We start from the raw sequence: 25,661 nt of genomic DNA on the forward strand, positions 1-25,661 counted from the left end.
AAGGAAAATCACGCAATGTCCGTAATAAAGGTCAAAAAAAATAACCCGATCATCGTTGGCCAGCCGGTGCTGCTGGTGATCGATATTCAAAAAGGGTGCTTCCTCCAAAGGTCGGCAAATTCAAGCCTGGAATTCATGAAGGATGACAGCGTCAATTATCTGAAGGCCCGTACCGTGATTGACGCAGCCCGTGCAGCTGATATCCCCGTCATATTCATCCAGGAAATCCATCGCAAGAACCTGATCGACTATGGCCGTGAGCTGGACGGTGACGAGAACATTCATTGCCTGGACGGCCAGCCCGGCACACCGCTGGCTGTCGAGGAAATGGGCATCCGTGAAGATGACTACATCATTCAGAAGCGCCGTTACTCGGCCTTCTATGGCAGCGAACTGGAAATATTACTCAAGGGGCTCAAGGCGCAAACGCTGATCATGGTCGGCGGTTTCACCGATGTGTGCATTCACTACAGCTTCGTCGACGGCCACCAAGGCGATTATCACTGCAGGGTCGCGGTCGATTGTGTCGCAGGCTCAAGCCAGGCCGCCCACGATGCCTCGCTGGTTGCCATGGAATATCTGCAACACGGCGCCCTGCGCAGCAGCGAAGAACTGATCGCTGCGATGCGAGCACGTTGAAATCCATGTCGACCCCTGCCACCGGCCACAAACGCCATGAGTTTCGCGCTCTGCTTGCCCTGGCAGTGCCTCTGGCTGCGGCACAGATCGGGCAAATGGCGATGGCCGTTACAACGGGTATTCAGCTCGGCCATGTCGGCAGTCTCGCGCTGGCGGCCGGGGGCCTGGGTGCCAGCATCACTTCGGTGCTGGTGCTGGTCAGCCAAGGCGTACTCGCCGGTATCCAGCCGATCATTGCTCAGGCACGCGGACGTGCCGATGAGCATACCCAGCAAGCGTATGCCGGAGCCTTGTGGGCCGCCCTCGCGCTGGCCCTTATCGCTTCGCTGCTGGTTGTCCCGCTCCTGCTCAACCTGACGCCGTTGCTTGAGCTCATGGGTGTCGAAACCGATGTAGCAGCGCTGACGGCCTCCTATTGCCGCAACTTCGCCTGGGGTGTACCGGCCATTTTGGCCTACGCCCCTCTGCGCTATTACCTTGCGGCCCTGGAGCAGATCCGGGTGATCCTGTTGTTGGCGTTTGCGGGGGCGGCAGTCAATGCCTTGCTGGGCTGGATGCTGATCTTTGGCACCCCGTACTGGACAGGCCTGGGCGTTGCCGGTGGAGGCCTGGCGCTGAGCACCACATGGTGGTGCATGTTGCTGGCACTGGTCTGGTATTGCCAGGTTCACCGGCGCCTGCCACAACTACGCTTCTTAAGCTGGCCAACCCTGGTGCGCAACACCCAGGAAGTGTTCGCCGTGGGCTGGCCCATCGGCGGGTTGTATGCCGCCGAGATCGGCCTGGTAACGCTGGCCACTTTACAGGTCGCACGCCTGGGCCCTGTCGAATTGGGTGCGCACCTGATCTGCATGAACATCGTCAATATCATTTTCATGGTCCCCTTGGCGCTAAGTCAGGCAGCGACCATTCGAGTGGCGACCTTCATCGGCCTGAATCAGCCGTGGGCAGTGCGACGCAGTGGCTGGTCGGCGTTGATGCTGGCCGGCCTGTTCATGGTGTTGTCAGGGTTGCTCATTACCTGGCAGGAACAGCGCATCGTCACCCTTTTTCTGCCCAGTGATGACGCCAACTTTGCTGCCATCCTTGAACTGAACCACTCACTGTTCCTCATTCTTGCCCTGTACTTCGTATTCGACGGCATACAAACGGTTGCGACCGGCGCCCTGCGCGGCCTCAAGGACACCCGCGCGCCCATGCTGATCTGCCTCTGCGGATACTGGGGCCTCGCGTTCCCGGTGGGTCTGTTTTTGGCCCGAGGGCTTGGCTGGGGCGCGGCGGGATTCTGGTGTGGATATGCCGTGGGGCTTGCTGTCGTGGCGGCATTGCTCACCCTGCGCTGGCATCACACCACACACAGCTTTCATGCGCGCAGCGGCGCGATGCCCTTGCACCTTACGCCCGGGGGTCTTTGAAACATGAACTCAATTATCGACCGCTACATCGACAGTCATCAGCAACCATTCTGTGCGCTCGCTGACCATATCTGGGATCTCGCCGAACTCAAGTTTGCCGAACATCAATCCTGCGAAACCCATGCCCGAACCCTTGAACAAGCGGGGTTTCGTGTCCAGCGCAATCTCGGCGGGCTACCCACTGCAATGCTTGCCGAATATGGCAGCGGTGAGCCAATTATCGCCCTGCTGGGAGAATACGATGCGCTGCCGGGCCTTAGCCAGGTGGCAGGTCTGCCTCAAGCCAAACCGGTTGAGCATCAAGGGGCAGGCCATGGCTGCGGGCACAACCTGCTGGGCTGCGCCAGCCTTCTGGCCGCCATCGCGGTAAAACAAGCCATGGTTGAAGGCAAACTGGAAGGAACGCTGCGCTATTACGGTTGCCCTGCGGAAGAAGGCGGATCAGGCAAGACGTTTCTGGTGCGCGCCGGGGCGTTCGATGGCGTCGATGCAGCACTGACCTGGCATCCCGACAGCTTCAATGGTGTCTCGACGTTTAAAAACCTTGCGAACTTGCAGGCTTATTTTCGATTCCAGGGCCGGGCGAGCCATGCAGCCATCTCACCTCATCTAGGACGCAGCGCGTTGGATGCGGTTGAACTGATGAACGTGGGCAGCAATTACCTGCGCGAGCACATGCCCGCTGACACCCGCCTGCATTACGCAATTACTAACAGCGGCGGCCACTCGCCAAGCATCGTTCAGCATCACGCCGAAGTTCTGTATCTGCTGCGCGGCAGTGAAATGAACGGAGTTCTGGACTTGTTCGAGCGCGTCAAGAACGTTGCCGCCGGTGCAGCCCTGATGACTGAAACACAAATGAGCGTCCAGTTTGACCGCGCCACTTCCAGTGTCCTGGGCAACTTCACCCTTGAAAACTTATTACAAGAGTGCCTTGAGGAAGTAGGGGGTGCGCAGCCTGATGAAAACGATGAACTTCAGGCCCGTCGATTCCGCGAGACCTTCAGTGATGAAGACATAACAAGCGCCTACACCGATCTGGGACTGGTACGTGACGATTCTGTACTTCATCAAGGTGTGGTGCCATTGGCAAAACAGCGAACATCTATATTTGCATCCTCTGATGTTGGCGACGTGAGTCGAGTCGTGCCGACCGCTCAGTTATATATGGCGTGCTACGCCATTGGCACGGCCTTTCATTCATGGCAAATGGTCGCTCAAGGCAAATCCAATTTCGCCCATAAAGGCATGTTGCAAACAGCTAAAGTATTGGCAAACGCTGCTTACACCTTGTTGACCGACAGAGAACGTGTGGCAGCAGCTCGGCAAGAGTTCTCTCAACTCATTATAAAAACGCCGTATAGATGCCCTCTTCCAGAGGACATTATGCCGCCTATAAATCACCAAAAAAGTGCACAACCCAGTGACCTAAAACAATAATAACGCACCGTTAACAACCACCATTAAAGGGGTGGAGAACCTCGCCCCGGCAAACTCACACTTTTTGCCGGGCTGGTTTTATATGCATAAAAAAAACAGTCAACAAACTCATAAAATCCATTAAAAATCGAACACCTTACAGAATCAAACAAGTGGCACAGTTGCTGCTTACATCCAATCTATAAATATGAATCGGCAATTTATATATGAGACAAGCAATTAACTAGCACGCCTGCATGACCACCCGAAAAAAATAGCATCACCGTTAACCCATGCACCACTTAAGGCAACGTCGAGTGCCGGGCCCGCCAGCGCCCAAAAAAATACCCACTCACTTATGGAGCAGACAATGAAATTGATCGCCAGCATGATTGTTCTCGCTACCGCCAGCGCTGCCAGTGCCATGGCACAGGCGGATCAGGCGGAGTCAAAAGGGTTTATTGAAGACAGTTCTCTTAAATTGCTGAATCGGAACTTCTACTTCAATCGCGACTATCGCCACGGCGAAACCAATAACGCAGGGCGCAACGCGTTCAAATCCAAGGCCGACCGCAATGGTTATAACGAGGAGTGGGTAGATGCTATCTCCGCCATCTACACCTCTGGTTTTACCCAAGGGCTGGTTGGCTTTGGCGTCGATGCCTACTCGTACTATGCATTCGCCCTGGACACCGGCGGTGGACGCACCGGCACCGGCAATATGATGGTGGGCGCCGATGGGCATCCTGAAGACAGCATGAGCAAAAGCGGTGGCACGCTGAAAATGCGCGTCTCCGACACCACATTTCGCTACGGCACGATGAGTACCAGCGCTCCCGTGTTCGCGGCCCACGGCAGCAAGGTTTTTCCGGCTACCGTGCGAGGTCTTAACATCACCAGTAGCGATATCAAAGACCTCGATCTGGACTTTGGCCACTTCACCGCGGGTTCAGGGTCGCGAGAAGGCAAGACTGACGGACGCTTGAGCACGACGTACTCGCCGTACACCAGTGTCAATAATCTGGATGTCAAAGAGGTTAATTATCTGGGTGGCCTCTACAAAATCAATGACGATCTGAACTTCACGCTCTATGGTTCGGACTTCAAAGACGTCTGGCATCAATACTACGGCAACGTTAATTACACCCAGCCGCTGGGCAAGGATCAGTCCCTGCTTCTGGATTTCAATATCTATAAGACTAACGATAGCGGCGACGCCAAGCTTGGGCCGATCAATAACGTTATCTGGTCCATGCAGGGTGGGTACACCTACAGTGCCCACACATTTACCCTGGCCTGGCAACAGGTGCATGGCGATACACCGTTTGATTATCTAGGGTTTGGCGATAAATCCAGCGGCGATTCAATATTCGTTGCTAACTCGGTGAGTTGGTCAGACTTCAACGCCCCTGGAGAAAAATCCTGGCAAGCGCGTTATGACCTAAACCTCAAAGCCTACGGCGTACCGGGCGTTACCTTCATGGCGCGTTATTTGAAAGGATGGGACATCGACGGTTCGCATGCACCGACCAACAGTGCGTTTTATCAATTCTACGGAGAGGATGCGCGTCACCACGAACTGGACCTGTGGGCACGCTATATAGTCCAAAGCGGTAAAGCCAAAGACCTGTCATTTCGCCTACAACACGCGATACACCGTGCCAACGCCGCCCAAGGGGATGGCAACATCGACGAAACCCGTCTGATCCTCGATTACCCGATCAATATCTTCTGAGTTCACAGTCAAAACCGCTTCACCTTTGGTTTGGCGCAGGGAAGCGCCTGTTTTAATGACACAGGCATCGGCAACAGCCTTATTCTGATTTTTGCTTGAGTGCTCCTGTATAGATATAGTCCCCATCGCTTGTACAGATACAGTCACCATAGCTCGCAGACTGATTTGCACCACACCAAGGACCCCCCTGATGGGCAACGACATCCCCCCTGCTAAACCGGCTCAAGAAAAATACCTCGTCCCAGGGCTGGAGCGTGGCTTGATGCTGCTTTCCGAGTTCAGTCGAGAGACGCCTTCGCTGACCGCACCGCAGTTGGCCAAGCGCCTGGACGTGCCTCGGGCAACGGTTTATCGCCTGCTAATGACGCTGGAAAACCTGGGTTTCGTTAAACGCAGCGAAACCGGCCACGAATACAGTCTTGGCCTGGCCGTGCTGCGACTGGGTTTTGAATATGTGGCCTCGCTGGATATCACGGAGCTGGGCCAGCCAATACTTCATCGCCTCGCCGAGCTGATCAACTACCCCTGCAACATCGCAGTTCTGGATGGGCGCTCTGTGGTTTACATCGCACGAGCACTGCCTCCAACATCGTTGACCAGCGCCATGAGTATCGGTGCAAGGCTTCCCGCCCATGCAACGGTGGTGGGACGCATCCTGCTTCAGGACAAGAGCCTGGCGGAACTTAAAAAGCTCTACCCTGAAGAACATCTGGAGGCTTACTCGCCGGATACGCCGGCCAATGCCGAGCGCCTTTACGAGCTGCTGCAGCATGACAAACAACGGTCCTATGTCATGGGTGAAGGCTATTTCGAGCCGGCATTCTCAAGCGTGGCCGCGCCAGTTCGCTCACGTTCCAGCGAAATCATCGGCGTGCTGGGCGTGATGATTCCGTCGGCCCATATCGATCGCGAACGCCTGGATACTATTGTGCAGAATGTATGCCTCAGCGCCATGGAGCTGACCCAACTGATGCGCTAACGGCTTGGCTACAGGGCGCCCGATGCCGCGACGAGCATGGAGCCGGTTTCCTGCAGATTTATGTGCCAGCTCAATGCATCTCTCAAGACATGAGGAGTGTGGCCGCCCTTCGCACAAGCCGCAGTGAAGTAGCGGTCCAAGGCCTCGCGATAATCTGGATGCACACAGTTGTTGATAATCAGCAGTGCTCGTTCTCTAGGGGCAAGGCCACGTAAATCGGCCAAGCCCTGTTCGGTCACCAAAATATCAACGTCATGCTCGGTATGGTCGACATGGCTGACCATCGGCACCACTCGGGAAATCGCGCCCTCTTTGGCGATTGACTTGGTCACGAAAATTGACAGCAGAGCGTTACGGGCGAAGTCTCCCGAACCACCAATACCATTCATCATGTGCGTGCCGCCGACATGGGTAGAGTTGACGTTGCCATACAGGTCGAACTCCAACGCGGTATTGATCGCAATAACACCTAAACGTCGAATCACTTCCGGGTTATTGGATATTTCCTGTGGACGCAATACCAGGCGGTCGGCGTATTTTTCCAGGTTGCCAAAAACACGCTGACCGCACTTTTCGGAAAGGGTAATCGAACAACCCGACGCGAACGTCAGCTTGCCCGCATCGAGCAAATCAAAAGTCGAATCCTGGAGCACCTCCGAGTACTGCACCAGATCGCTGAAGGGAGCATCGATCAGCCCGCACATAACCGCGTTCGCAATAGAGCCGACACCGACTTGCAAAGGGGCCAGACTTCTTCCCAAACGGCCCTTCTCTACCTCTTCCTCGAAAAAAACCACCAGATGATCAGCAATAGCTTGTGTCTCATGGTCGGGTAGCAGCATGGGGACGGCCGATTCTGGCGTCTCACAGATGACAATCGCGACGATTTTGGAAGGGTCAATTTCAATCGCCTGAGTACCGATACGATCATTTGGATTAATGATCGGAATCGGCCCCCGGTCAGGGCGGTTGTGAGGCAAGTAGATATCGTGCATCCCTTCAAAGTGAGGGCTGCTTGCAAGGTTCAGCTCAACGATGACCTGCTTGGCTGTCTGGGCGAAGCTCGCCGAATTACCCACTGACGAGGTCGGCACAATGTACCCCTGCTCGGTGATAGCCACAGCCTCAATCACTGCAATATCAGGTGTTGGAAGACTGCCAGCACGCAGCTGTTCGACCACCTCAGAGAGATGCTGATCGATAAAAACCACCCGCCCGTCGTTAATTGCCTTGCGCAAGACTGGATCGCCCTGAAACGGCATTCGTCGGGCCAACAGCCCTGCTTGGGCCATCATGCCGTCCAAACCACGGCCAAGACTGGCGCCGGTGATCAAATTGATCTTGAACGGATGCTGTTTGGCACGTTCGATCAGCGCCAGTGGCACGGCCTTGGCGTCGCCTGCCCCACCGAAGCCACTTATTCCCAGGGTCATGCCATCTTGAACGAACTCAGCAGCCTGCGCCGCGCTCATGATTTTTTCGTGCAGGGAATCCAGGCGGATACGCGGGTGATGCATGGGGGTGAACCTCAGAATATTTTAATTATTGGACTGCCCGAGTGCAGGCACAAAGACCAACGCAACGTCAGAATTGCTCTTCATCCAACGCCATGATGCTTGCGCTTCCACCGCTAACTGCCGCCAACAAAGCGTGTACACGGGGTAGCAATTGTTCCGCGTAGAAGCGTGCGCTGACTCGTTTGGCCTCAAGGAACCTGGCATCGCCCACGCCTGCTTCCAACAGCGCCTGAGCACGCAAATCGGAACGAGCCATGAGCCAACCGCCAGACAGATAGCCGAACAGCATCAGGAAGTTAACGCTGACGCTCCCCGCCCAATCCGGATCGCGTTGCGCGTTGTCCAGTAACAGGAGCAGAGCCTGGCGCCCAGCCCCGAGCGCGGCCTCCAGCGCTACGGCCTGATAGCCAAGGCCGTCGGTATTGCGCAGTTGCGCTACGGTTTCATCGATTTCGTCGAGCAGGCTGCCCAGTAATTGACCTTGATTGAGCAGCGTTTTGCGCCCCACTAAATCAAGCGCCTGAATGCCGGTAGTCCCTTCATAAATGGTCAGGATGCGGGCATCGCGATAATGCTGCGCAGCGCCGGTCTCTTCGATAAAACCCATGCCGCCGTGAATTTGCACCCCAAGGGAAGTGACTTCCTGAGCCAGTTCGGTCAGCCAGCCCTTGACGATGGGCGTAAACAAATCGACCCGCCCTTGATGACTGCGACCAGCTTCTGCCGTCGGCGCATAGGCGGCACGGTCCACTTCGGCAGCCGCCACCAGCGCCAAGGCACGCATCGCTTCAATCGACGCTTTCATCTGCAACAGCATTCGGCGTACATCAGGGAAGTGAATAATCGAGAACCGGCTGCCATCCTTGCGCGTGCCCTGCAAACGCTCCTTCGCGTACTCACGGGCCTGCTGGTAAGCACGTTCTGCGATTGACAGCCCTTGCAGACCGACACTCTGGCGGGCATGGTTCATCATCGTGAACATGCAGGCCAAGCCGGTGTGCGGCTCACCCAGCAGATAACCGACCGCCCCTTCGGGATCACCAAAATTCATCACGCAGGTCGGGCTGCCATGAATGCCCAATTTGTGTTCCAGGGAAATACACTGAACATGGTTGCGTGCGCCCGGTTTGCCTTGCGCGTCGAGCAAGAACTTGGGCACAACGAACAGCGAAATACCCTTGACGCCCGCTGGCGCATCCGGCAATCGCGCCAACACCAGATGCACGACGTTGTCGGTCATCTGGTGGTCGCCCCAGGTAATGAAAATCTTCTGACCGGTAATCAGATAATGATCGCCATTGGGCACTGCTCGGCTCTTGATTGCCGCCAGATCAGAACCTGCATCAGACTCGGTCAGGTTCATCGTGCCCGTCCATTCACCACTGACCAGCTTTTGCAGGTAATCGTGTTGCAATTGGGCCGAGCCATGGTGGGCAATGGCTGCAATTGCGCCCTGAGTCAACATCGGACAAAGAGCGAATGCCATATTGGCGCAGTGCCAGATTTCATTGACCGCAGTGCCAACCACGTTAGGAAGATTCTGCCCGCCATAACGTTCTGCGGCGGTTAACGAGGGCCATCCACCTTCCTGTAACTGCCGATAAGCGTCAGCAAAACCTGGAGTTTCCTCAACACCCAGCTCACTCAATTGTGCGCCTTGGGTATCACCGACCCTGTTGAGCGGCGCCAATACTCCAGAGCCCAAGCGGCCTGCTTCGATCAAAATGGCTGACACCAGCTCGCTATTGACATCATCAAGCTTGGCGCACGCGCATAACTGCTCAAACCCGACCAGTTCCTCCAGCACGAATTCGGTATCGCGGTACGGATGGGCATAGCCACTCATTGTTATTTTCCTCGTTAACTCGTTAGACAGGCCATCACATGACTCGCCAATTGCAGGCAGGCAAAACATTCAGCAATTGACTAAATCGGCCACTTCCGGAAGCCCCGCCGTATGTCGCCCAAAAAGCACAGACCCGCGGGGCATTACTCTATTCAGCTTCCATCGACTGGACGGTTGGCAGCAATCACCAAATCAGTCTAAAAATAGACATAAACGGACAGTCACTTTTAGCTAAACTGCGCGTCCCTTGCCGGAGTACCTGAACGATGGGCATCGAGCGCTATTCAATCTCCATGCACTTCGCGCAGATATTGATGGGCGCTGCCCACCATCTCTGCCTTGATGAAGAAGTGCTGCTCAATGAAGCCGGCATCAGCCGAAAGCTGCTGGACAATCTTCATCTACGCATCACCCCTGACCAGTTCAGTCGCCTGATGCGAGCCGTCTGGCGGTTGAGCGATGACGAGTTTTTCGGCGCGGGCTCACAACGTTGCCCAAAGGGTTGTTTCGCGATAATGGCCAAGCAAGTGGTTCACTCTCATAACCTGCATTCGGCGTATTACAAGCTCAGCCATTTCTACAACGTGATGAACGACTCGCTGCGTCTGGAACTGAAAGTCGTGGGTGATGACGCCATATTTTCAATGGCATTGAGCGACCCCGCCCTGGACACGGGCTACCTGCTAAGGGGGTTTTTGCTGTTGCTTTGGCACCGGTTTCCGAGTTGGCTGATTGGCCAGCGGATCACTCTGAAGCATGTGACGTTTGATCATCCCGCGCCCGCACACTCGGCGGAGTATCGCTTGATGTTTCCCTGCCCAACGTATTTCGACCAACCCATCACTTGCCTGGTGTTCGATGCCAGGATACTTGCCGCGCCACTGGTGCAAACCTCGGAAACCCTGGCCTATCACCTACAGCGAGCGCCTGTCGACTGGTTCACTCGACCCGCCTACTACCCGGTTTACACACGCCGAGTTCTGGATCACCTGGAGAACTCCGATGATCTCGCCACAGCGACCATCCAAAGCGCTGCGACCGAATTGCACCTGACCGAAAGAACACTCAGGCGCAAGCTTTTGGCCGAGGGCAGCAAGTTTCAGAAACTCAAGGATGGGGTGCGCAGGGACATGGCCATTCATTACTTGAGCCAGACGTCAATGTCGATCAACCAAACCTCACAACAGCTCGGCTTCTCAGACCCCTCGGCATTCACCCGAGCCTTTCGCCAATGGACCGGCGAATTACCCAGAACTTACCGCGATGCGGCGCTCAACAAAAAATGAATCGTCAGGGCTCCGTCGAAGTGCCTGTAGAGATACCCGCCGCCCCATGTTTGCCCTGGACCCGGCTGCGGTAACGGCCCGGACTTTCACCAGTCCACTTCTTGAATGCCCGATGAAACGCGCTGGGCTCCTGAAAGCCACTTTGCTCGGCGATCTCACCAATGCTGGCGCGCGTCTGACACAGCAGCTCTACCGCCATACTGCGACGCACTTCATCCTTGATTTCCTGAAACGAACAGCCCTCACGCTCCAAACGTCGACGGAAAGTACTGGGGCTCATGTGCAAGTCTGCGGCAAAGTCTTCCAGCGCCGGCCACTGGCTGTAGTGGTTACAACGCAAGCGTTGATACACCTGGGTCGCCAAACCATCCTGATTGCGAAACCGGATCACCAGCCATTGCGGCGCACTGCGCAAAAACACCTTGAGCGACGCCAGGTCCTGCACCACGGCAAGACGCAGGTAACTGCTGGCGAACTCGATTTCAGTGCTTTTTGCTCCAAACGTCAGGTTATGCCCCCACAGCAACAGATCGTCGCTGAGGGGTGGACGAGTGTGACGAAAATCGGCGCGATCAATAGGAAGTCGACGCCCTCCCAACCAGCACAACAGGCTGATCATCAGCACCAGAAAGGTTTCTTCACCATAACGACGAGTGTCCTCATCGCCGCCGCCAGCTTCCAGGCTGAGCACTGCTCGCTTGCCATGCACGGTGAGGCTGCCACGAAAATCCCGCAGGAACAGGCCGAAACTGGCCAGGCATTGAGTCAGGGCTTTGCCCAGGTTTGGCTCCTGAATCAGCCCACGGCAAATCAGGGCGAAGCTGCCCGGTGGCATGCCGTGGGAATCAAGCCGAAAAAACTCGTCTTGCAGCTCACGAATCTGAATCAGCCACAGCGCCGCAAACGCACTGGCTGGCACCCGCGCCTCAGGCTGGGCCAACAGCGCTTGATCGATACCCGCTTGCGCCAGCACCGATGCCAGACGCTCTGGCTGATCGAGCAGCGCATGAATCATTACCTGAACGAAGTAGACGGCGACTGAATCCTTTTCCCGCATGGACATATTATGAGTCTCTGTAGCTGTGAACATGGCAAGAAACACCAATACGACTGACAGGTTTCGGCATAGGCCGCCACATTGTCGGGATCTAGACTCGCGCCCCATGGGCCGTATTGCAAGGCATGGTTGCTCTGCGACGGCACCGCACAATTGAAGAGGGGCTGAAGATGAATCTGCAAAATATCGGTGTGATCGGCGCAGGCACCATGGGTAACGGCATCGCCCAGGTCTGCGCTCTGGCGGGCATCAACGTGACCTTGCTGGACATCTCTGCCAGTGCCTTGGAAAAAGCCTTGGTCACGGTTGGCAAGAACCTCGACCGCCAGGTCAGCAAAGGGACACTCAACGAACAACAGAAACACGCAGCCCTAGACAAGATTCACACCAGCACTGACTACGCCAGCCTGGCAAACACGCAATTGGTGATCGAGGCTGCCACCGAGAACCTCGAACTGAAGCTGCGGGTGTTGCAACAGATCGCAGCCCAGGTCAATGAACAGTGCGTGATTGCGTCCAATACCTCGTCGCTGTCCATCACCGAACTGGCCGCCAGTGTCAGTGCGCCTGAGGGTTTTATAGGCCTGCACTTTTTCAACCCGGTGCCGGTGATGGGCCTGATCGAAGTGATTCGTGGCCTGCAAACCAGCGATGCGACTCACGCCTTGGCCATAGAGCTGGCGCAGCGCTTGGGCAAAACCGCAATCACCGCCGGTAACCGCCCAGGTTTTGTGGTCAACCGGATCCTGGTCCCGATGATCAACGAAGCGATCCTGGTGTTCCAGGAAGGCCTGGCCAGTGCCGAAGACATCGACGCCGGCATGCGCCTGGGCTGCAACCAGCCAATAGGTCCGCTCGCCCTTGCCGACCTGATCGGGCTGGACACGTTGCTGGCCATCCTTGAGGCCTTCTATGACGGCTTCAATGACAGCAAGTACCGCAGCGCGCCGCTGCTCAAGGAAATGGTCGCCGCCGGTTATCTGGGGCGCAAGACCGGGCGCGGCTTTCATACTTATGGCTGAGCATCGCTCGCGCTTCTGCGAAAACCGTGACAAGGCCCTGGAGCTGTTCGCCTGCAAGGGCTTCGGTCAAGTTGGCATGCGCGAGCTGGCGAGCTATCTGGGATTAGCCCCCGGCTCGTTGTATCACCACTACCCAAGCAAGCAGCATCTGCTGCTTGATTTGATCGAAGAGTTCTACGAAGAACTGCTGGCCACCCTGGGGCGCATCGAGCAACAACCCCGATCACGGCGTGACAACCTGCAACGGCTGATCCACGCCCACCTTCACTTGTATCGAGAAATGCCTTGGCATTTCCGCCTGGTGGAACGCGACAGCAGTTGCCTCACGGAGGACCTGCAACTGCGGGTGCGGCAATTACGCGAACAATACGAGCGCCGACTGCTGCTGATGCTCGGGCGTCCGCGGCGGCTCAGTGCGCAAGCATTGCAAGCTGTAGGCCATGCTATCGCCACTCTCCTGAACAGCGCTCCGAGCTGGCTGGCACAGCAGACGCTGGATGACGAAGAACGCACCGAACTGCTGGAAAGCCTGCTGACCGGCGCCATCGAGCGGGTGTTGGCGACAAAGGCCAGCAGCAAGCCGAACCTGCACATTGCAGTCGCCTGAGGTGTACTAGCGCAGTTGCAATGGATCCACCAGGCCTGCGGCAATCGCCATACCCACCAATTCCGGCAAATGGCTGGCGGCCATACGCTTCATCACCCGTGCCCGATACAGATCGATGGTTTTGACGCTAATCCCCAGTTGCTCAGCGATTTCCCGGTTGGTGTAACCCTGCACCAGCGGGAGCAATACATCGCGCTCACGCGGCGTCAGCCGCTGCATTCGCGCCTGCACTCGCGCCTGTCCTTCACCGAGGCTCTGGCTGTCGTCGGCCTTGCTCAGGGCCTGCAACACGCTGTCCAGCAGCAGTTGTTCGTTGTAGGGCTTTTCAATAAAGTCATGAGCCCCGGCCTTGAAAGCACGCACGACAATCGGCACATCGGCGTGTCCGCTGACAAAAATCACCGGCAGATGCAATTCACGGCTGCGCATCTCCTCCTGGACATTCAAGCCGCCCATGCCCGGCATGCGCACATCCAGCAGCACGCAAGCATTAAGCCGGCTGTCGCAGGCATCGAGAAAGTCGCGACCACTGGTAAACGGCAGCGCCTTAAGGCCGACCGACTCCAGCAACCAAACGGTCGAGTCGAGCATGCCCTGGTCATCATCGACCACATAAACCACCTGTTCTGCCACACTCACCATTGCTTCATTCCTCTTGTTGTCTGGCAACGCTCTGCGCGAGTGCAGGCAAGCGGCAGCACATTTGCAACCCTGCCGCCATGGGCAGCGCTTGTAACTCGCCACCAAAGCCTTCGATGATACTGCGGCTCATGGACAACCCCAGGCCCAGGCCATTGGCCTTACTGGTGTAGAACGGCGTGAATATCTGCTCCAGTTGCGCCTGCGATACACCGGGGCCCTGATCACTGACACAGATCTGCACCCGCCCGTCACGCTCAGCCGCCGCGCTCATGACGATGCGCGAAGGCTGACCAGGATGCGCCTCGCGATTGGCATCAATGGCGTTGCGCAGCAGATTCAGCAGTACCTGCTCAAGCAGCACCCTGTCGGCATAAAGCGGCGGCAGATTATCCGGCAGGCGATCCTCGATCGTCACCTGACAATCACCCGCTTCCCAGGCGCACAGACGCACCGCTTCACGGGCGACTTCGGCCAGGTTCAGGGCCTCCATGCGCCTTCGTCCCTTGCGCAAAAAGGCGCGTAGGCGCTTGATCACCTCCGCCGCGTGATTGGCATGCACCGCAATGCGCTCCAAACCTTGAGCCACCCGCTCGGCAGCTTCAGAGGTGCTACCCAAGGCCTGCAGATAACGCTGGCTTGCGTTGGCGTAGTTAACCACTGCGGCCAGCGGCTGATTCATTTCGTGGGCGATGCCTGACGCCAATTCACCCAGGGTCACCAGGCGCGCAGTGTGAGCCAGTTCGTCTTGATGATGACGCTGCTGGGCCTCGCGAAGCTCACGCTCAGTAAGGTCACGGGCCACCAGCGAATAAAAACGCTCACCACTGGCCGAGCGATGGGCCAGCAGCATCAGCGCCACCGGAACCGACACCGCCCCACCCGCAGGTTGCAGGCGCGTGTCGAGGCTCCAGCGGCCGTTGCGTTCTGCACTGTTCCAACCTTCGCGTTGCAGACGCGCCAATACATCGGTGCCGAGAAACTGCGCAAGGCTCGGCATGCCTTGCGGCTCGGTCAGCCCCAGGATGCGCCGGGCAGCGGGGTTGAGGTAGGTGACCGCACCGCTGGGCTGGATAAACAATACCGGGTCAGTGTTGGCCTCCACGACTTCCGCCAGGCGCCGCGTGGTTTCTTCGGCCTGGACCCGAGCGGTGATATCACGGGACACGCTGACCACTTCCACAACCGCCCCCGTGTAGGTCTCGCGGATCGCTCGGCAGGCGGTCTCAAACCACAAGTAGCAGCCATTACGATGGCGGATGCGGTAAGTCATGGTGTGATAGCCATCCTGCTCCAGACCCTCTCGGGCCCGCTGCATCAGCCCTGCAAGGTCCTGGCTGTGAAACAGGCTTTGTGCCAGAAGCCCACGCAGCTCTCCAGGCCAATAGCCCAGCAGGGCCCATGAAGCCGGTGAGGCATCGAGGAAACAGCCATCGGGAGTGTGCCGGGAAATCAGGTCCGTGGTGTTTTCAATAATCAGCCGATACAGACGTCGAGCCTTGGCCGATTCACGCTCGGCGACAATCTGCGCGCTGGCTTCCCGACAACGGGCCAGCACACGATTTTCTCCAGGGTCAGGAATGAAGGTCCAGATCAGGATACGGTCGGCGAACTGCGCCTCGACGTTCTCAATTGCTCGTTTCTGCCCCAGGCACGCCTGGACCAGCGGCAAACGGTTAATCGGCAGCAAGCTCAAGGCATCGGCCAAGGGCAACTGCTCAAGCAACACCAGCAGCGCCGAGTTAAGCTCCAGCGGCCGGGCCTGGGCATCGAGCAATAGACTCGGCTGCGGATCGTGACCGAGCAGCGGCGAGCCACGTTGCAGTCCGCCGACGCTGATCAATAACAGTTCAAGCAGAGCATGCACCTGAGTGAGCCAGTCCTGGCTCACCTCGGGCTCCAGCTCCACCACCAACAGACCGCGCTGCCCCGCTGACAGCGCCAACTCCAGTACCTGACCGTGACTGATCCCGGCCCGTCGCAAGCGCCCCGCCAGCCAGCAATCGAGCTTGCGCACCTGCATCAGATCCAGACAGTTCTCTCGACCCAAGCACTCATACAACACCTGATCGCTGCTCTGTGAGGCTTCGCCAATACCCGGCGGCAAATGCTGCGCCCGGCCTTCATGACGGTAGGTCCCGCTGTCCGGCTGCCAACTCAGATAAAACGCCTGGCGAATTTCGGAACAGTCCTGCAATGCCCGGCACAGCGCGTTGGCGCAGGCAGCAGCGCCAACGCCAACGCCTTCACGCTGCAAGCGCAGCCAGCTTTGCAAGCGAACGGAGGTGGAAATCATCAAGAAACCTGTATTGGAAAGGCTACGCAGAGACCGGCGCAAATGCTTAATTATTATCTAGTAGATATACTATACAACTCAGGTAGTACTTCCATATATCCACACAAACAGTATATAAAAGCGGCCGGATAAGTCACCGAGCTTTTACTGCAGCAACCAGCGTGCCTAAGATGAGGCCACAAGGCCGCCATCGTCAGCACTGCCACCACTGCAAGAGTCTCGGCCAATAGAGCTAATAATCAGCCACCGGGTACCCGAACCATGTCAATTTTCGAGCAAGGCCTCGCGCCGACCAACGTCAATCACATCGCCCTGTCGCCGTTGAGTTTCATCGAGCGCACCGCTAGCATCTATCCCAATTACCCTGCCGTGATCCACGGGTCGATACGCGCCACCTGGGCCCAAACCTATAGCCGCTGTCGGCGCCTGGCCTCGGCCCTCGCCGGTCGCGGCATTGGCAAGAACGATACAGTGGCAGTCATGCTGCCCAACATCCCGGCCATGCTTGAAGCGCATTTTGGCGTGCCCATGATCGGCGCGGTACTCAATGCCCTCAATGTGCGTCTGGATGCCGAGGCCATCGCCTTCATGCTGGCCCACGGCGAAGCCAAGGTACTGATCGCCGACCGCGAGTTCCATGACGTCGTGCATGCTGCCATCGGCATGCTTGACCATCCGCCGCTGGTCATCGACGTCGACGATCCCGAATACGGCGAAGGCCAAGCCGTCAGTCAACTGGACTATGAGGCCTTTCTCGCCGAAGGCGACCCGAACTTCGCCTGGCAGTGGCCAGAAGATGAATGGCAGGCGATCTCGCTGAACTACACCTCAGGAACGACCGGCAACCCCAAGGGTGTGGTTTACCACCACCGTGGCGCCTACCTGAGTTCCCTGGGCAATCAGATGATCTGGTCGATGGGCAACCATCCCGTGTACCTCTGGACCCTGCCGATGTTCCACTGCAACGGCTGGTGCTATCCATGGATCATCACGGCATTGGCTGGGGTCCATGTGTTTCTGCGCCGGGTCGATCCGCAGAAGATTCTCAACCTGATCCGCGAGCACCAGATCACCCACTTGTGTGGTGCGCCGATTGTGCTCAACGCGCTGGTGAACATGCCCGAATCAGCCAAGGCTGCCATCGACCACCCGGTGAGCGCCATGGTCGCTGGCGCCGCGCCACCGGCCAAGGTGATCGGCGCTGTGGAAGAAATGGGCATCAAGGTCATCCACGTCTATGGCCTGACCGAAACCTATGGCCCGGTGACCTTATGCGCCTGGCACTCTGAATGGGATGAGCTGCCCCTCGACGATCGGGCGCAAATCAAGTCCCGCCAAGGTGTGCGCTACCCAACGCTGGAAGAGGTGATGGTGGCTGACCCGAAAACCCACGAACCGGTCCCCCATGATGGTCAGACCATCGGCGAGATTTTCATGCGTGGCAACACCGTGATGAAGGGCTATCTGAAAAACCCGACCGCCACCGCCGAATCCTTTGAAGGCGGCTGGTTCCACACTGGCGACCTGGCGGTGACCCATCCCGACGGCTACGTGGAAATCCGCGACCGGCTCAAAGACATCATCATTTCTGGCGGCGAGAACATCTCCACCATCGAACTCGAAGGCGTGCTCTATCGGCACCCGGCGGTACTGGAAGCTGCGGTCGTCGCCCGCCCCGATGAAAAATGGGGTGAAACACCCTGCGCCTTTATCACCCTCAAGGCCGATCACCAGAACATACGCGAAGCCGACATCATCAGCTTCTGTCGTGAACACCTGGCGGGCTTCAAGGTGCCTCGCACCGTGGTCTTCACGCCGCTGCCCAAGACCTCGACCGGCAAGATCCAGAAATTCGTGCTGCGTGACATGGCGAAAAAACTCTAGGGTTTTTCCATCAATCCCAAACGCTCGGCCTTGTTGAACGACCTGGACGCTGCCTGACTGGGTTGGCGCAGCGCCCTCAATTGAACCTTGACTCGATGCCCGCCTATCTCTGGGGTATCGGGTTTTTTATTAGCGGCCGCGACGCTTCGGGCGAGCGGCAAAGGGAGTTCCTTAATGCGTGAAGTCGTCATTGTCGCCGCCAGCCGTACCGCCATTGGTGCGTTCCAAGGCACACTGAGCAGCGTGCCAGCTACTGAGCTTGGCGCAGCGGTGATTCGCCGCCTGTTAAGTGACAGCGGCCTGCCCGCCGAACAGATCGACGAAGTGATCCTCGGCCAGGTACTGACTGCCGGTGCAGGACAAAACCCGGCACGCCAAAGCGCGTTGATGGCAGGACTGCCGCACACCGTACCGGCGCTGACCCTGAACAAGGTCTGCGGCTCCGGCTTGAAAGCGGTGATCATGGCAGCGCAGGCCATTCAATGTGGCGATGCAGAGGTGATCATCGCCGGCGGGCAGGAAAACATGAGCCTGTCGCCGCATGTCGTGCCGGGCTCACGCAAGGGCTTGCGGGTAGGCCACGGCGTCCTGCTCGACAGCTTGCTGCATGACGGCTTGTGGGATGCCTTCAATGACTATCACATGGGCATCACCGCAGAGAACCTGGCCGAACAGTACGGCATCAGCCGCGCAGACCAGGACACTTTTGCTGCCCGCTCACAACAGCGTGCCTGCGCCGCCATGGCAGCCGGCCATTTCGACGCGCAAATCACCCCAATCGAAATAAAGCAACGCAACGCCTCCAACCTGATCGTCACCGAAGACGAACAGCCTCGCGCCAGCAGCACCTTCGAAGTGCTGGGTAAACTGCGTCCGGCGTTCAAAAAAGATGGCAGCGTCACAGCGGGCAACTCGTCATCGTTGAACGATGGCGCCGCCGCCGTCCTTTTAATGAGCGCCGAAAAAGCCATCAGCCTGGGTCTGCCGATCATGGCCCGCATCAAGGCATACGCCAGTGCCGGGGTGGACCCGGCGATCATGGGCATCGGCCCGGTCCTGGCCACTCGCAAAACGCTGGAAAAAGCGGGATGGCATCTGGATCAACTGGATCTGATCGAAGCCAACGAAGCATTTGCAGCACAGTCACTGGCGGTCGCTCACGAGCTGCAATGGGACAGCGACAAGGTCAATGTGAACGGCGGCGCCATCGCTCTCGGTCATCCGATTGGCGCATCGGGCTGCCGAATTCTGGTCAGCCTTTTGCACGAAATGCAGCGCCGTGATGTGCATAAAGGCCTGGCAACACTGTGCATCGGTGGCGGCCAAGGCGTTGCGTTGGCAGTAGAGCGCTAAGCAACTGCGCGGGCCCTGCCGACGTTATGGCTGACTAACGAAAAGGGCCCGCAACCTCAATATGCCGCTCGGCCAGTCTGTGCCTGCTCAGGAAGGGCAAATGCGGTCGAGACAGGTCGATTCAATGCTTGCAAGACCACCCGATCATGGCCGTAAACGTCCGGTTTGAAGCTCAGACGAGCATCGTCCTGTAAATCCACCGTCCAGTACGCCAGCAACACGGGGACCTTCACGGGAAGGTTAATGTTCGTCGTGACGCCTGTCGCCAATTGCTCTTGAATGGCTGCGGCGTTCCAGCGTACCGGATCATTGAACAGCAGCTCGACCAATTGCAGCGGGTTCTCGACCCGAATGCAGCCTGAACTGGTGGCGCGACGATTCTGGTTGAACAGCTCTCGGTGCGGCGTGTCATGCAGATAAATCGCGTACGGGTTTGGAAAACGAATGACCACTTGCCCGAGGGAATTCTCCGGGCCTGCTTGCTGGCGCAGCGTCACGCCACCGGGTTTGTGCCAGTTGACCGTTGCTGGGTCGATGACTTCTCCGGTCCCGTTGAGCACCTGAATACGGTGCGCATCCAGATAACGCGGATTTTTCAATATTTGCGGCAACACATCGTTTTTTAGAATCGTCGGCGGTACGGTCCAGGTCGGGTTGAACGTGATGTAGGTGATTTCGGCCTGGAACACCGGCGTGCTGCGAAAGGGTTTACCGACCTGTACACGCGACCGCCATATTGGCTGCCCGTCGCGATAGAGCGCGACCTTATAGCCTGCAATATCGACAATCACAAAAGTGCCTTGCAGCTTGTAAAGCAGCCAGCGCGCACGCTCCAGGTTGACGCGCACCTGATCGATGCGCACCTGCACCGGCACGTTCAACGACGCCAACGTCTCGCGACTGACCACTCCGTCTGCGCTCAGGTATTGCTCGGACTGGTATTTGCGCACGGCTGACACGACGATCTCATCGTAACGGTCCTGCAGAGGAAGACTCGCATCCAGATACCCGCCAGCGATCAGGCGCAAACGTAGCTGCGTCACCGCCGGATCGATCACACCGAATTTAAGCACTTGAGTCGGCTCGACCAGCGGCCAGCCGCCGCGTGCCTGAGTTTCACGCAACTGCGCGAGTGCCATGCGCATCCGGCTGTAAATCGTCATTTGTGGCGGCGCCTGACGGAAGGCATTGGCGACGTCATGCGCAAGCAAGGCATCGAACAGACCACTGACTTCTTCGCGAGGGTCGACGCCAGCCGGATCGAAATTCCACTGCATGTCCAAGGTCGCAGGGTCCACTTTGCCGCGCCTCAATTGCAGCAACGCGCTGACATAGGCGCTGGTGGCCGCGACGTCGAATCTGCCGCGCTCTGCGGCGGGCGTTGCGTCAGTCAGACTGGCTTTGGCGGCGCTCAATTCAGCGAGCTGAAAATCACCCGGGGCAAGCCCGTCCGCCTCCAGACCGGAAAGACCTTCGAGCAACTGCGTCGTATCGCGATCATCGCTCCAAACCGCCGCGTAAGCCCTGTTTCGATAAAATTCTGCCACCGCCAGCGCCACATCCAGCCGTTGATGGGTCATGGTCTGGGCAGGCATGGCCGCCGAGACGCTGCGATCTAGCGGCAACAGCAGCGCTTGAATGGACTGCGCCACCGGATCAGTTGGAGCCAGCACCATGGGCGTCTGTGGTACTGTGGCGGCCGTTATCGGTAATGTCTCGGCCATCGCCGGTTGGCTCATCGCAATGAGAGCCGACAGAAGGTATCCGCAAAGGATTGAAACAGGCATTGCTCGCATGGACGTCCTTGGTAAACCGTTGAATGTCGCACTACTAAATTCGCTGAACGACGTGAGAATCATCCCATGACGCTTGATCGTTTTGTCTTACTGATGGGTTTGCTGTTATTGACCGGGACAACCGCTCAGGCGGCAAGCTTCAATGCTCCGGGAAACGACACGCTGCAAGGCGCGTTGACCAGGGCCGCTCCCGATGCCAATCCCAAGGTCATCGAGCTGGCGGTGCGTGCCGCCCAGTGCAGAATGGCGCAAGGCTACGATACGACCAAAAGACTGGCGATCATCGATTATTCTTTGCCCTCCACCGCACAGCGGCTGTGGATCTTCGACCTTCAGCAACGCACGCTATTGTTTCACGAACTGGTCGCCCACGGTCGCAACAGTGGCGAGAACATGGCCAAGCAATTCTCCAATCGGAACCAAAGCATGGCCTCAAGCCTGGGGTTATACAGCACCCGCAGCACCTACATCGGACATAACGGCTATTCGCTACGTATGGAAGGTCTGGAGCCCGGATTCAACGATAACGCGCTGGACAGGGCGTTGGTGATCCATGGCGCGCCTTATGTCGACCAGAACCTCGCCCGCACTCAGGGCCGTATTGGTCGAAGCCTGGGGTGTCCCGCAGTACGTCCGGCCATCGCGCATCAAGTCATCGATGCCTTGAAAGAGGGCCAGCTGTTGTTCTCCTACTACCCTGAGCCAAGCTGGCTGGGCAAGTCGGCGTTCGTCAACTGTGCCCGCGACACGGTCGCGAGCACTGCCGGTTCAAATACAAGTCGCAACTAGCCGAGGTTCACTTTCGCAAGAGACAAAGCCTCGGCATGCGACCTGCTTAACGCATCATCTACCCTTCACGCTTACTGAAATCGATAACTACGCGCGACGGTACATCGCCGTGCTCAAGTCGCTTGAAAATATCGTTGATCGCCGACAACGGCTGCAACTCGATGTCCGCCTTGACCTTGCCCTCAGCGGCGAACGCCAGTGCCTCGGCCATGTCCTGACGGGTGCCGACGAAAGAGCCGCGCACCGTGATGCAGTTGGCCACCACACCGAACAGGTCAAGCGGGAACTCGCCTGGTGGCAAGCCAACCAGCACACACGTACCGTGTTTGCGCGTCATGCCGACACCCTGTTTAAAGGCGGCCAACGACGGCGCGGTGATCAAAACGCCATGCGCGCCACCGTCCGTTGCCTCTTTGACGGCCGCAACCGGGTCGCCTTCCCTGGCATTGACCACGGCGTCTGCACCCAGCTTGGTGGCATGAGCGAGCTTGTCATCATTGATGTCGACGGCGCACACCCGCAGGCCCATCGCCTTGGCGTACTGAACCGCCAGGTGCCCCAACCCGCCAACACCTGAAATCGCAATCCACTGCCCTGGTCTGACGGACGCTTCCTTGATGCCTTTGTAGGTGGTGACGCCGGCGCAGATAATCGGCGCGGCTTCACGAGGGTCCAGCCCAGCCGGAATGTGCGCGACGTAATTAGGGTCAGCGATGATGTATTCGGCGAAACCGCCATTTTGTGTATAGCCGCCAAACTGCGCACTGGCGCACACCGTTTCCCAGGCGCTAAGGCAGTACTCACAGTGACCGCAGGCCGAATAGAGCCAAGGCACACCGACACGCTCGCCGTCTTTTACGCTGGTCACGCCTTCGCCCAGGGCAACGACAATACCGATACCTTCATGCCCCGGAATGAACGGGAGTGTCGGCTTCAAAGGCCAATCGCCGTGAGCCGCGTGCAAATCGGTATGGCACACGCCACAGGCCTCGATCTTGATCAGAATCTGCCCTGGTCCTGGGGTGGGAATGTCCCATTCCCGAATGACCAGGGGTTTTCCAAACTCCTCTACCACTGCCGCTTGCATTTTGCCTGTCATGAGTTACTACCTTTCTTTAGCCGGGGTTACCGACGTGAGTAAGTGACTTCTGCTCAACACTACCCGCATGCGTCATTGCTTGATGACATGACCATAAGCGCGGATACGACCATCTTCTTCAGTACGCAGGTAGACGCCCTGAAGCTCAGGATTGAATCCTGGGAATTGATTGATTGCGTCCTGCAACGCCAGAAAATACTCCAGCACCGCGCCATCCCAGATTTCACCGGGCACCACACATAACACACCCGGCGGATAAGGTAATGCTCCCTCGGCCGCCATCCGTCCGCGAGCATCCTCCAAGGCAATCAGTTCGACCTTGCCGCGCACGAATTCGAGGTTGGCCTCGCGTGGGTCCATGGCAACGACCGGCATTCCGGCTTTGCGAAACATGTCTTTCTGCAACTGCTTAACGTTATGGCGCGCGTACAACGTGTGCATTTCCTGACACAGCTGACGAATGGTGTAGTCGCGATAGCGCGCTTCATGGGCCTGGTAAACCCCAGGCAGCACATCGGCCAAGGGAGCGTCGTCTTTGATGAAGCGCTCGAAGCGGCCGATCTGCGCCACCAAGTGCTCCATCTTCGCCTTGCCTTCAGCCGGCGTGAGCAGAAACAAAATCGTGTTGAGGTCGTTCTTTTCCGGGACGATTTCGAACTGTCTCAGGAATGTCGCCAGCACCCCGGCGTGAATACCGAACGCCATGTACTCACCCGTCTCGGCGTCAATGCCGGGTGTGGTGAACAACAGCTTGCAAGGGTCGATGAAGTACTGGTTTTCGGTGTAGCCCTCAAACGCATGCCAACGCTCATCCGGGTGATAACGGAAAAACCGCAGGTCGGTGGCGATCTCGTCGGTGGAATAGTCCTGCCAATAACGCCCGTCAATGGTGGGCGGAACGAACGGCTTGATCAGCGTGCAGTTGTCCATCATCAACTTGCGCGCCTCAATGCCGGCACGCACGCATTCATCCCACAAACGATGCCCGCTGCGGCCGCTGTGCATGCGCGCGTTGACATCGAGCGAAGCGAACAACGGATAAAACGGGCTGGTCGAGGCCTGGGCCATGAACGAGTTGTTCAGGCGCAGGTGATTGCAGTAGCGATCCTGGCCTTTGATGTGACGGTCTTTTTTGTGGATCTGCGAGGCCTGGGAAAAACCGGCCTGTTGTTTGTGAATCGACTGCGTGACGAAGATACCTGGGTCATCCGGCCCCAGTTCCAGCAGCAGAGGCGAACAATCTCTCATCATCGGGATGAACTGCTCATACCCCAGCCACGCTGAGTCGAAGAGGATGTAGTCGCACAAATGACCAATCCGGTCGACCACCTGCCGGGCGTTGTACACCGTGCCGTCATAGGTGCCCAACTGAATAATCGCCAAACGAAACGGCCGTTTCTCGTCGGCCTTGCCGGGTGCGACCTTGAGCAGTTGCTCGCGCAGATAGGATTCCTCGAAGCAATGCGAGTCAATGCCGCCAATCGACCCATATGGGTTACGTGCGGTTTCTAGATAAAGCGGCGTTGCACCCGCTTGAAACAGCGCACCCTGGTGGATGGATTTATGGTTGTTGCGGTCGAACAGCACCACATCGCCCGGCGTCAGGAGCGCGTTGGTCACTACCTTGTTCGACGTGGAAGTGCCGTTGAGCACGAAGTAGGTTTTATCGGCGTTGTAGACCTTGGCGGCACGCTTTTGCGCCACCAGCGGAGCCCCTTCGTGGATCAGCAGATCGCCCATCTCGACATCGGCATTGCAACGATCGGCGCGAAACAATGTTTCGCCAAAAAAATCGAAAAATTGCCGACCAGCCGGATGCTTGCGAAAAAACTGCCCGCCCTGATGGCCTGGACAGGCGAAGGTTGAATTACCACGCTCGACATAATGCTTGAGCGCGCCGAAAAACGGCGGCAACAAGGCTTCTTCGTACTGGGTCGCGGCGCGCTCCAGTTTTTGCCCGTAATACTCGGCGTCGTCGGCGCCCAGATCAAACACCCCGCTGATTTGCAGCAGCACCTTCTCGATGTCCAGAAGCGCTTCGCGGGATAATTCATCGGCTTGGGTCACCGCAAAAAACACCGGAATATCAAAGCCCGATTTGCTGATCACGCTCACTTCGCCATCGCGCCAGTCTTCTGCGGTCAGCACCACAGCGGCGACATCGGTCAAATCTGTTTCAGAAAACGCCACCACTTCACGGGTAGTTGAAAAGCTGCTGCGCGCCTTTAGGCTGGCAGCGATTTTAAGTCTGTTCATGTTGGACCTTTTGCAATAAGTATCTCG

Annotated in this window: 19 protein-coding genes; 11 read left to right on the forward strand and 8 right to left on the reverse strand. The window is 57.5% G+C overall.

All coding sequences use genetic code 11. The features are described from left to right. Nucleotides 1-15 precede the first annotated feature (15 nt). The 5 genes from VGC62_RS13785 to VGC62_RS13805 all read left to right on the forward strand — a co-directional run bounded on the left by VGC62_RS13785 (nt 16) and on the right by VGC62_RS13805 (nt 6,187). Nucleotides 16-639, forward strand: coding sequence for an isochorismatase family cysteine hydrolase (locus VGC62_RS13785; RefSeq protein WP_331187639.1), 624 nt, complete (start codon nt 16-18; stop codon nt 637-639). Between the two features lie 5 nt (nt 640-644). After that, nucleotides 645-2,054 carry an MATE family efflux transporter gene (locus VGC62_RS13790; protein ID WP_331187640.1) on the forward strand — a complete coding sequence of 470 codons (1,410 nt, stop codon included), beginning with the start codon at nt 645-647 and terminating at the stop codon, nt 2,052-2,054. A gap of 3 nt (nt 2,055-2,057) precedes the next feature. Next, entirely contained in the window at nt 2,058-3,494 is a 1,437-nt protein-coding gene (locus tag VGC62_RS13795; protein ID WP_331187641.1) for a M20 family metallopeptidase, read from the forward strand. A gap of 349 nt (nt 3,495-3,843) precedes the next feature. After that, complete coding sequence (locus tag VGC62_RS13800; protein ID WP_331187642.1) at nt 3,844-5,208, forward strand: OprD family porin; 1,365 nt, start codon at nt 3,844-3,846, stop codon at nt 5,206-5,208. A 190-nt stretch (nt 5,209-5,398) separates the two neighbouring features. Then, nucleotides 5,399-6,187, forward strand: coding sequence for an IclR family transcriptional regulator (locus tag VGC62_RS13805; RefSeq protein ID WP_331187643.1), 789 nt, complete (start codon nt 5,399-5,401; stop codon nt 6,185-6,187). Nucleotides 6,188-6,195: 8 nt separating this feature from the next. On the opposite strand, the gene VGC62_RS13810 is transcribed toward VGC62_RS13805, so the two are convergent. Together VGC62_RS13810 and VGC62_RS13815 are read right to left on the reverse strand one after the other, a co-directional pair. After that, a complete protein-coding gene (locus VGC62_RS13810; RefSeq protein ID WP_331187644.1) occupies nt 6,196-7,704 on the reverse strand; it encodes an acetyl-CoA hydrolase/transferase family protein in 1,509 nt (502 codons plus the stop codon). Between the two features lie 67 nt (nt 7,705-7,771). Then, the gene (locus VGC62_RS13815; RefSeq protein WP_331187645.1) at nt 7,772-9,550 is read right to left on the reverse strand and encodes an acyl-CoA dehydrogenase; all 1,779 of its coding nucleotides are present in this window, start codon (nt 9,548-9,550) and stop codon (nt 7,772-7,774) included. 266 nt (nt 9,551-9,816) lie between these two features. Here VGC62_RS13815 and VGC62_RS13820 point away from each other — a divergent pair, with 266 nt between their 5' ends. Continuing rightward, nucleotides 9,817-10,836: an AraC family transcriptional regulator gene (locus tag VGC62_RS13820; protein WP_331187646.1), complete on the forward strand. Its 1,020-nt coding sequence runs from the start codon at nt 9,817-9,819 to the stop codon at nt 10,834-10,836. A 4-nt stretch (nt 10,837-10,840) separates the two neighbouring features. Here the strand turns inward: VGC62_RS13820 and VGC62_RS13825 are convergent, their stop codons facing one another. Then, complete coding sequence (locus VGC62_RS13825; protein WP_331187667.1) at nt 10,841-11,893, reverse strand: AraC family transcriptional regulator; 1,053 nt, start codon at nt 11,891-11,893, stop codon at nt 10,841-10,843. 170 nt (nt 11,894-12,063) lie between these two features. Between VGC62_RS13825 and VGC62_RS13830 the strand changes: the two genes are divergently transcribed. Together VGC62_RS13830 and VGC62_RS13835 are read left to right on the forward strand one after the other, a co-directional pair. Next, complete coding sequence (locus VGC62_RS13830; RefSeq protein ID WP_331187647.1) at nt 12,064-12,915, forward strand: 3-hydroxybutyryl-CoA dehydrogenase; 852 nt, start codon at nt 12,064-12,066, stop codon at nt 12,913-12,915. Then, nucleotides 12,908-13,522: a TetR/AcrR family transcriptional regulator gene (locus VGC62_RS13835; protein WP_331187648.1), complete on the forward strand. Its 615-nt coding sequence runs from the start codon at nt 12,908-12,910 to the stop codon at nt 13,520-13,522. Before VGC62_RS13830 ends, VGC62_RS13835 begins: the two co-directional genes overlap by 8 nt. A gap of 6 nt (nt 13,523-13,528) precedes the next feature. Here the strand turns inward: VGC62_RS13835 and VGC62_RS13840 are convergent, their stop codons facing one another. Together VGC62_RS13840 and VGC62_RS13845 are read right to left on the reverse strand one after the other, a co-directional pair. Beyond that, a complete protein-coding gene (locus VGC62_RS13840) occupies nt 13,529-14,164 on the reverse strand; it encodes a response regulator transcription factor (protein ID WP_331187649.1) in 636 nt (211 codons plus the stop codon). Between the two features lie 4 nt (nt 14,165-14,168). Further along, nucleotides 14,169-16,457 carry a PAS domain S-box protein gene (locus tag VGC62_RS13845; protein ID WP_331187650.1) on the reverse strand — a complete coding sequence of 763 codons (2,289 nt, stop codon included), beginning with the start codon at nt 16,455-16,457 and terminating at the stop codon, nt 14,169-14,171. 261 nt (nt 16,458-16,718) lie between these two features. On the opposite strand from VGC62_RS13845, the gene VGC62_RS13850 reads away from it, so the two are divergent. Next, on the forward strand, nt 16,719-18,341 hold the full coding sequence (locus VGC62_RS13850; RefSeq protein WP_331187651.1) for an acyl-CoA synthetase: 1,623 nt from the start codon (nt 16,719-16,721) through the stop codon (nt 18,339-18,341). Nucleotides 18,342-18,515: 174 nt separating this feature from the next. Further along, entirely contained in the window at nt 18,516-19,694 is a 1,179-nt protein-coding gene (locus tag VGC62_RS13855) for an acetyl-CoA C-acetyltransferase (RefSeq protein WP_331187652.1), read from the forward strand. 56 nt (nt 19,695-19,750) lie between these two features. On the opposite strand, the gene VGC62_RS13860 is transcribed toward VGC62_RS13855, so the two are convergent. Then, complete coding sequence (locus VGC62_RS13860) at nt 19,751-21,418, reverse strand: L,D-transpeptidase family protein (protein ID WP_331187653.1); 1,668 nt, start codon at nt 21,416-21,418, stop codon at nt 19,751-19,753. Nucleotides 21,419-21,556: 138 nt separating this feature from the next. On the opposite strand from VGC62_RS13860, the gene VGC62_RS13865 reads away from it, so the two are divergent. Further along, a complete protein-coding gene (locus VGC62_RS13865) occupies nt 21,557-22,279 on the forward strand; it encodes a murein L,D-transpeptidase catalytic domain family protein (protein ID WP_331187654.1) in 723 nt (240 codons plus the stop codon). Nucleotides 22,280-22,337: 58 nt separating this feature from the next. On the opposite strand, the gene adhP is transcribed toward VGC62_RS13865, so the two are convergent. Further along, nucleotides 22,338-23,378, reverse strand: coding sequence for an alcohol dehydrogenase AdhP (gene adhP / locus VGC62_RS13870; protein ID WP_331187655.1), 1,041 nt, complete (start codon nt 23,376-23,378; stop codon nt 22,338-22,340). 72 nt (nt 23,379-23,450) lie between these two features. Next, nucleotides 23,451-25,634 carry an ornithine decarboxylase gene (locus tag VGC62_RS13875; RefSeq protein ID WP_331187656.1) on the reverse strand — a complete coding sequence of 728 codons (2,184 nt, stop codon included), beginning with the start codon at nt 25,632-25,634 and terminating at the stop codon, nt 23,451-23,453. Between the last annotated feature and the right edge of the window lie 27 nt (nt 25,635-25,661).

This window comes from Pseudomonas sp. (assembly GCF_036404235.1).
GTDB lineage: Bacteria > Pseudomonadota > Gammaproteobacteria > Pseudomonadales > Pseudomonadaceae > Aquipseudomonas.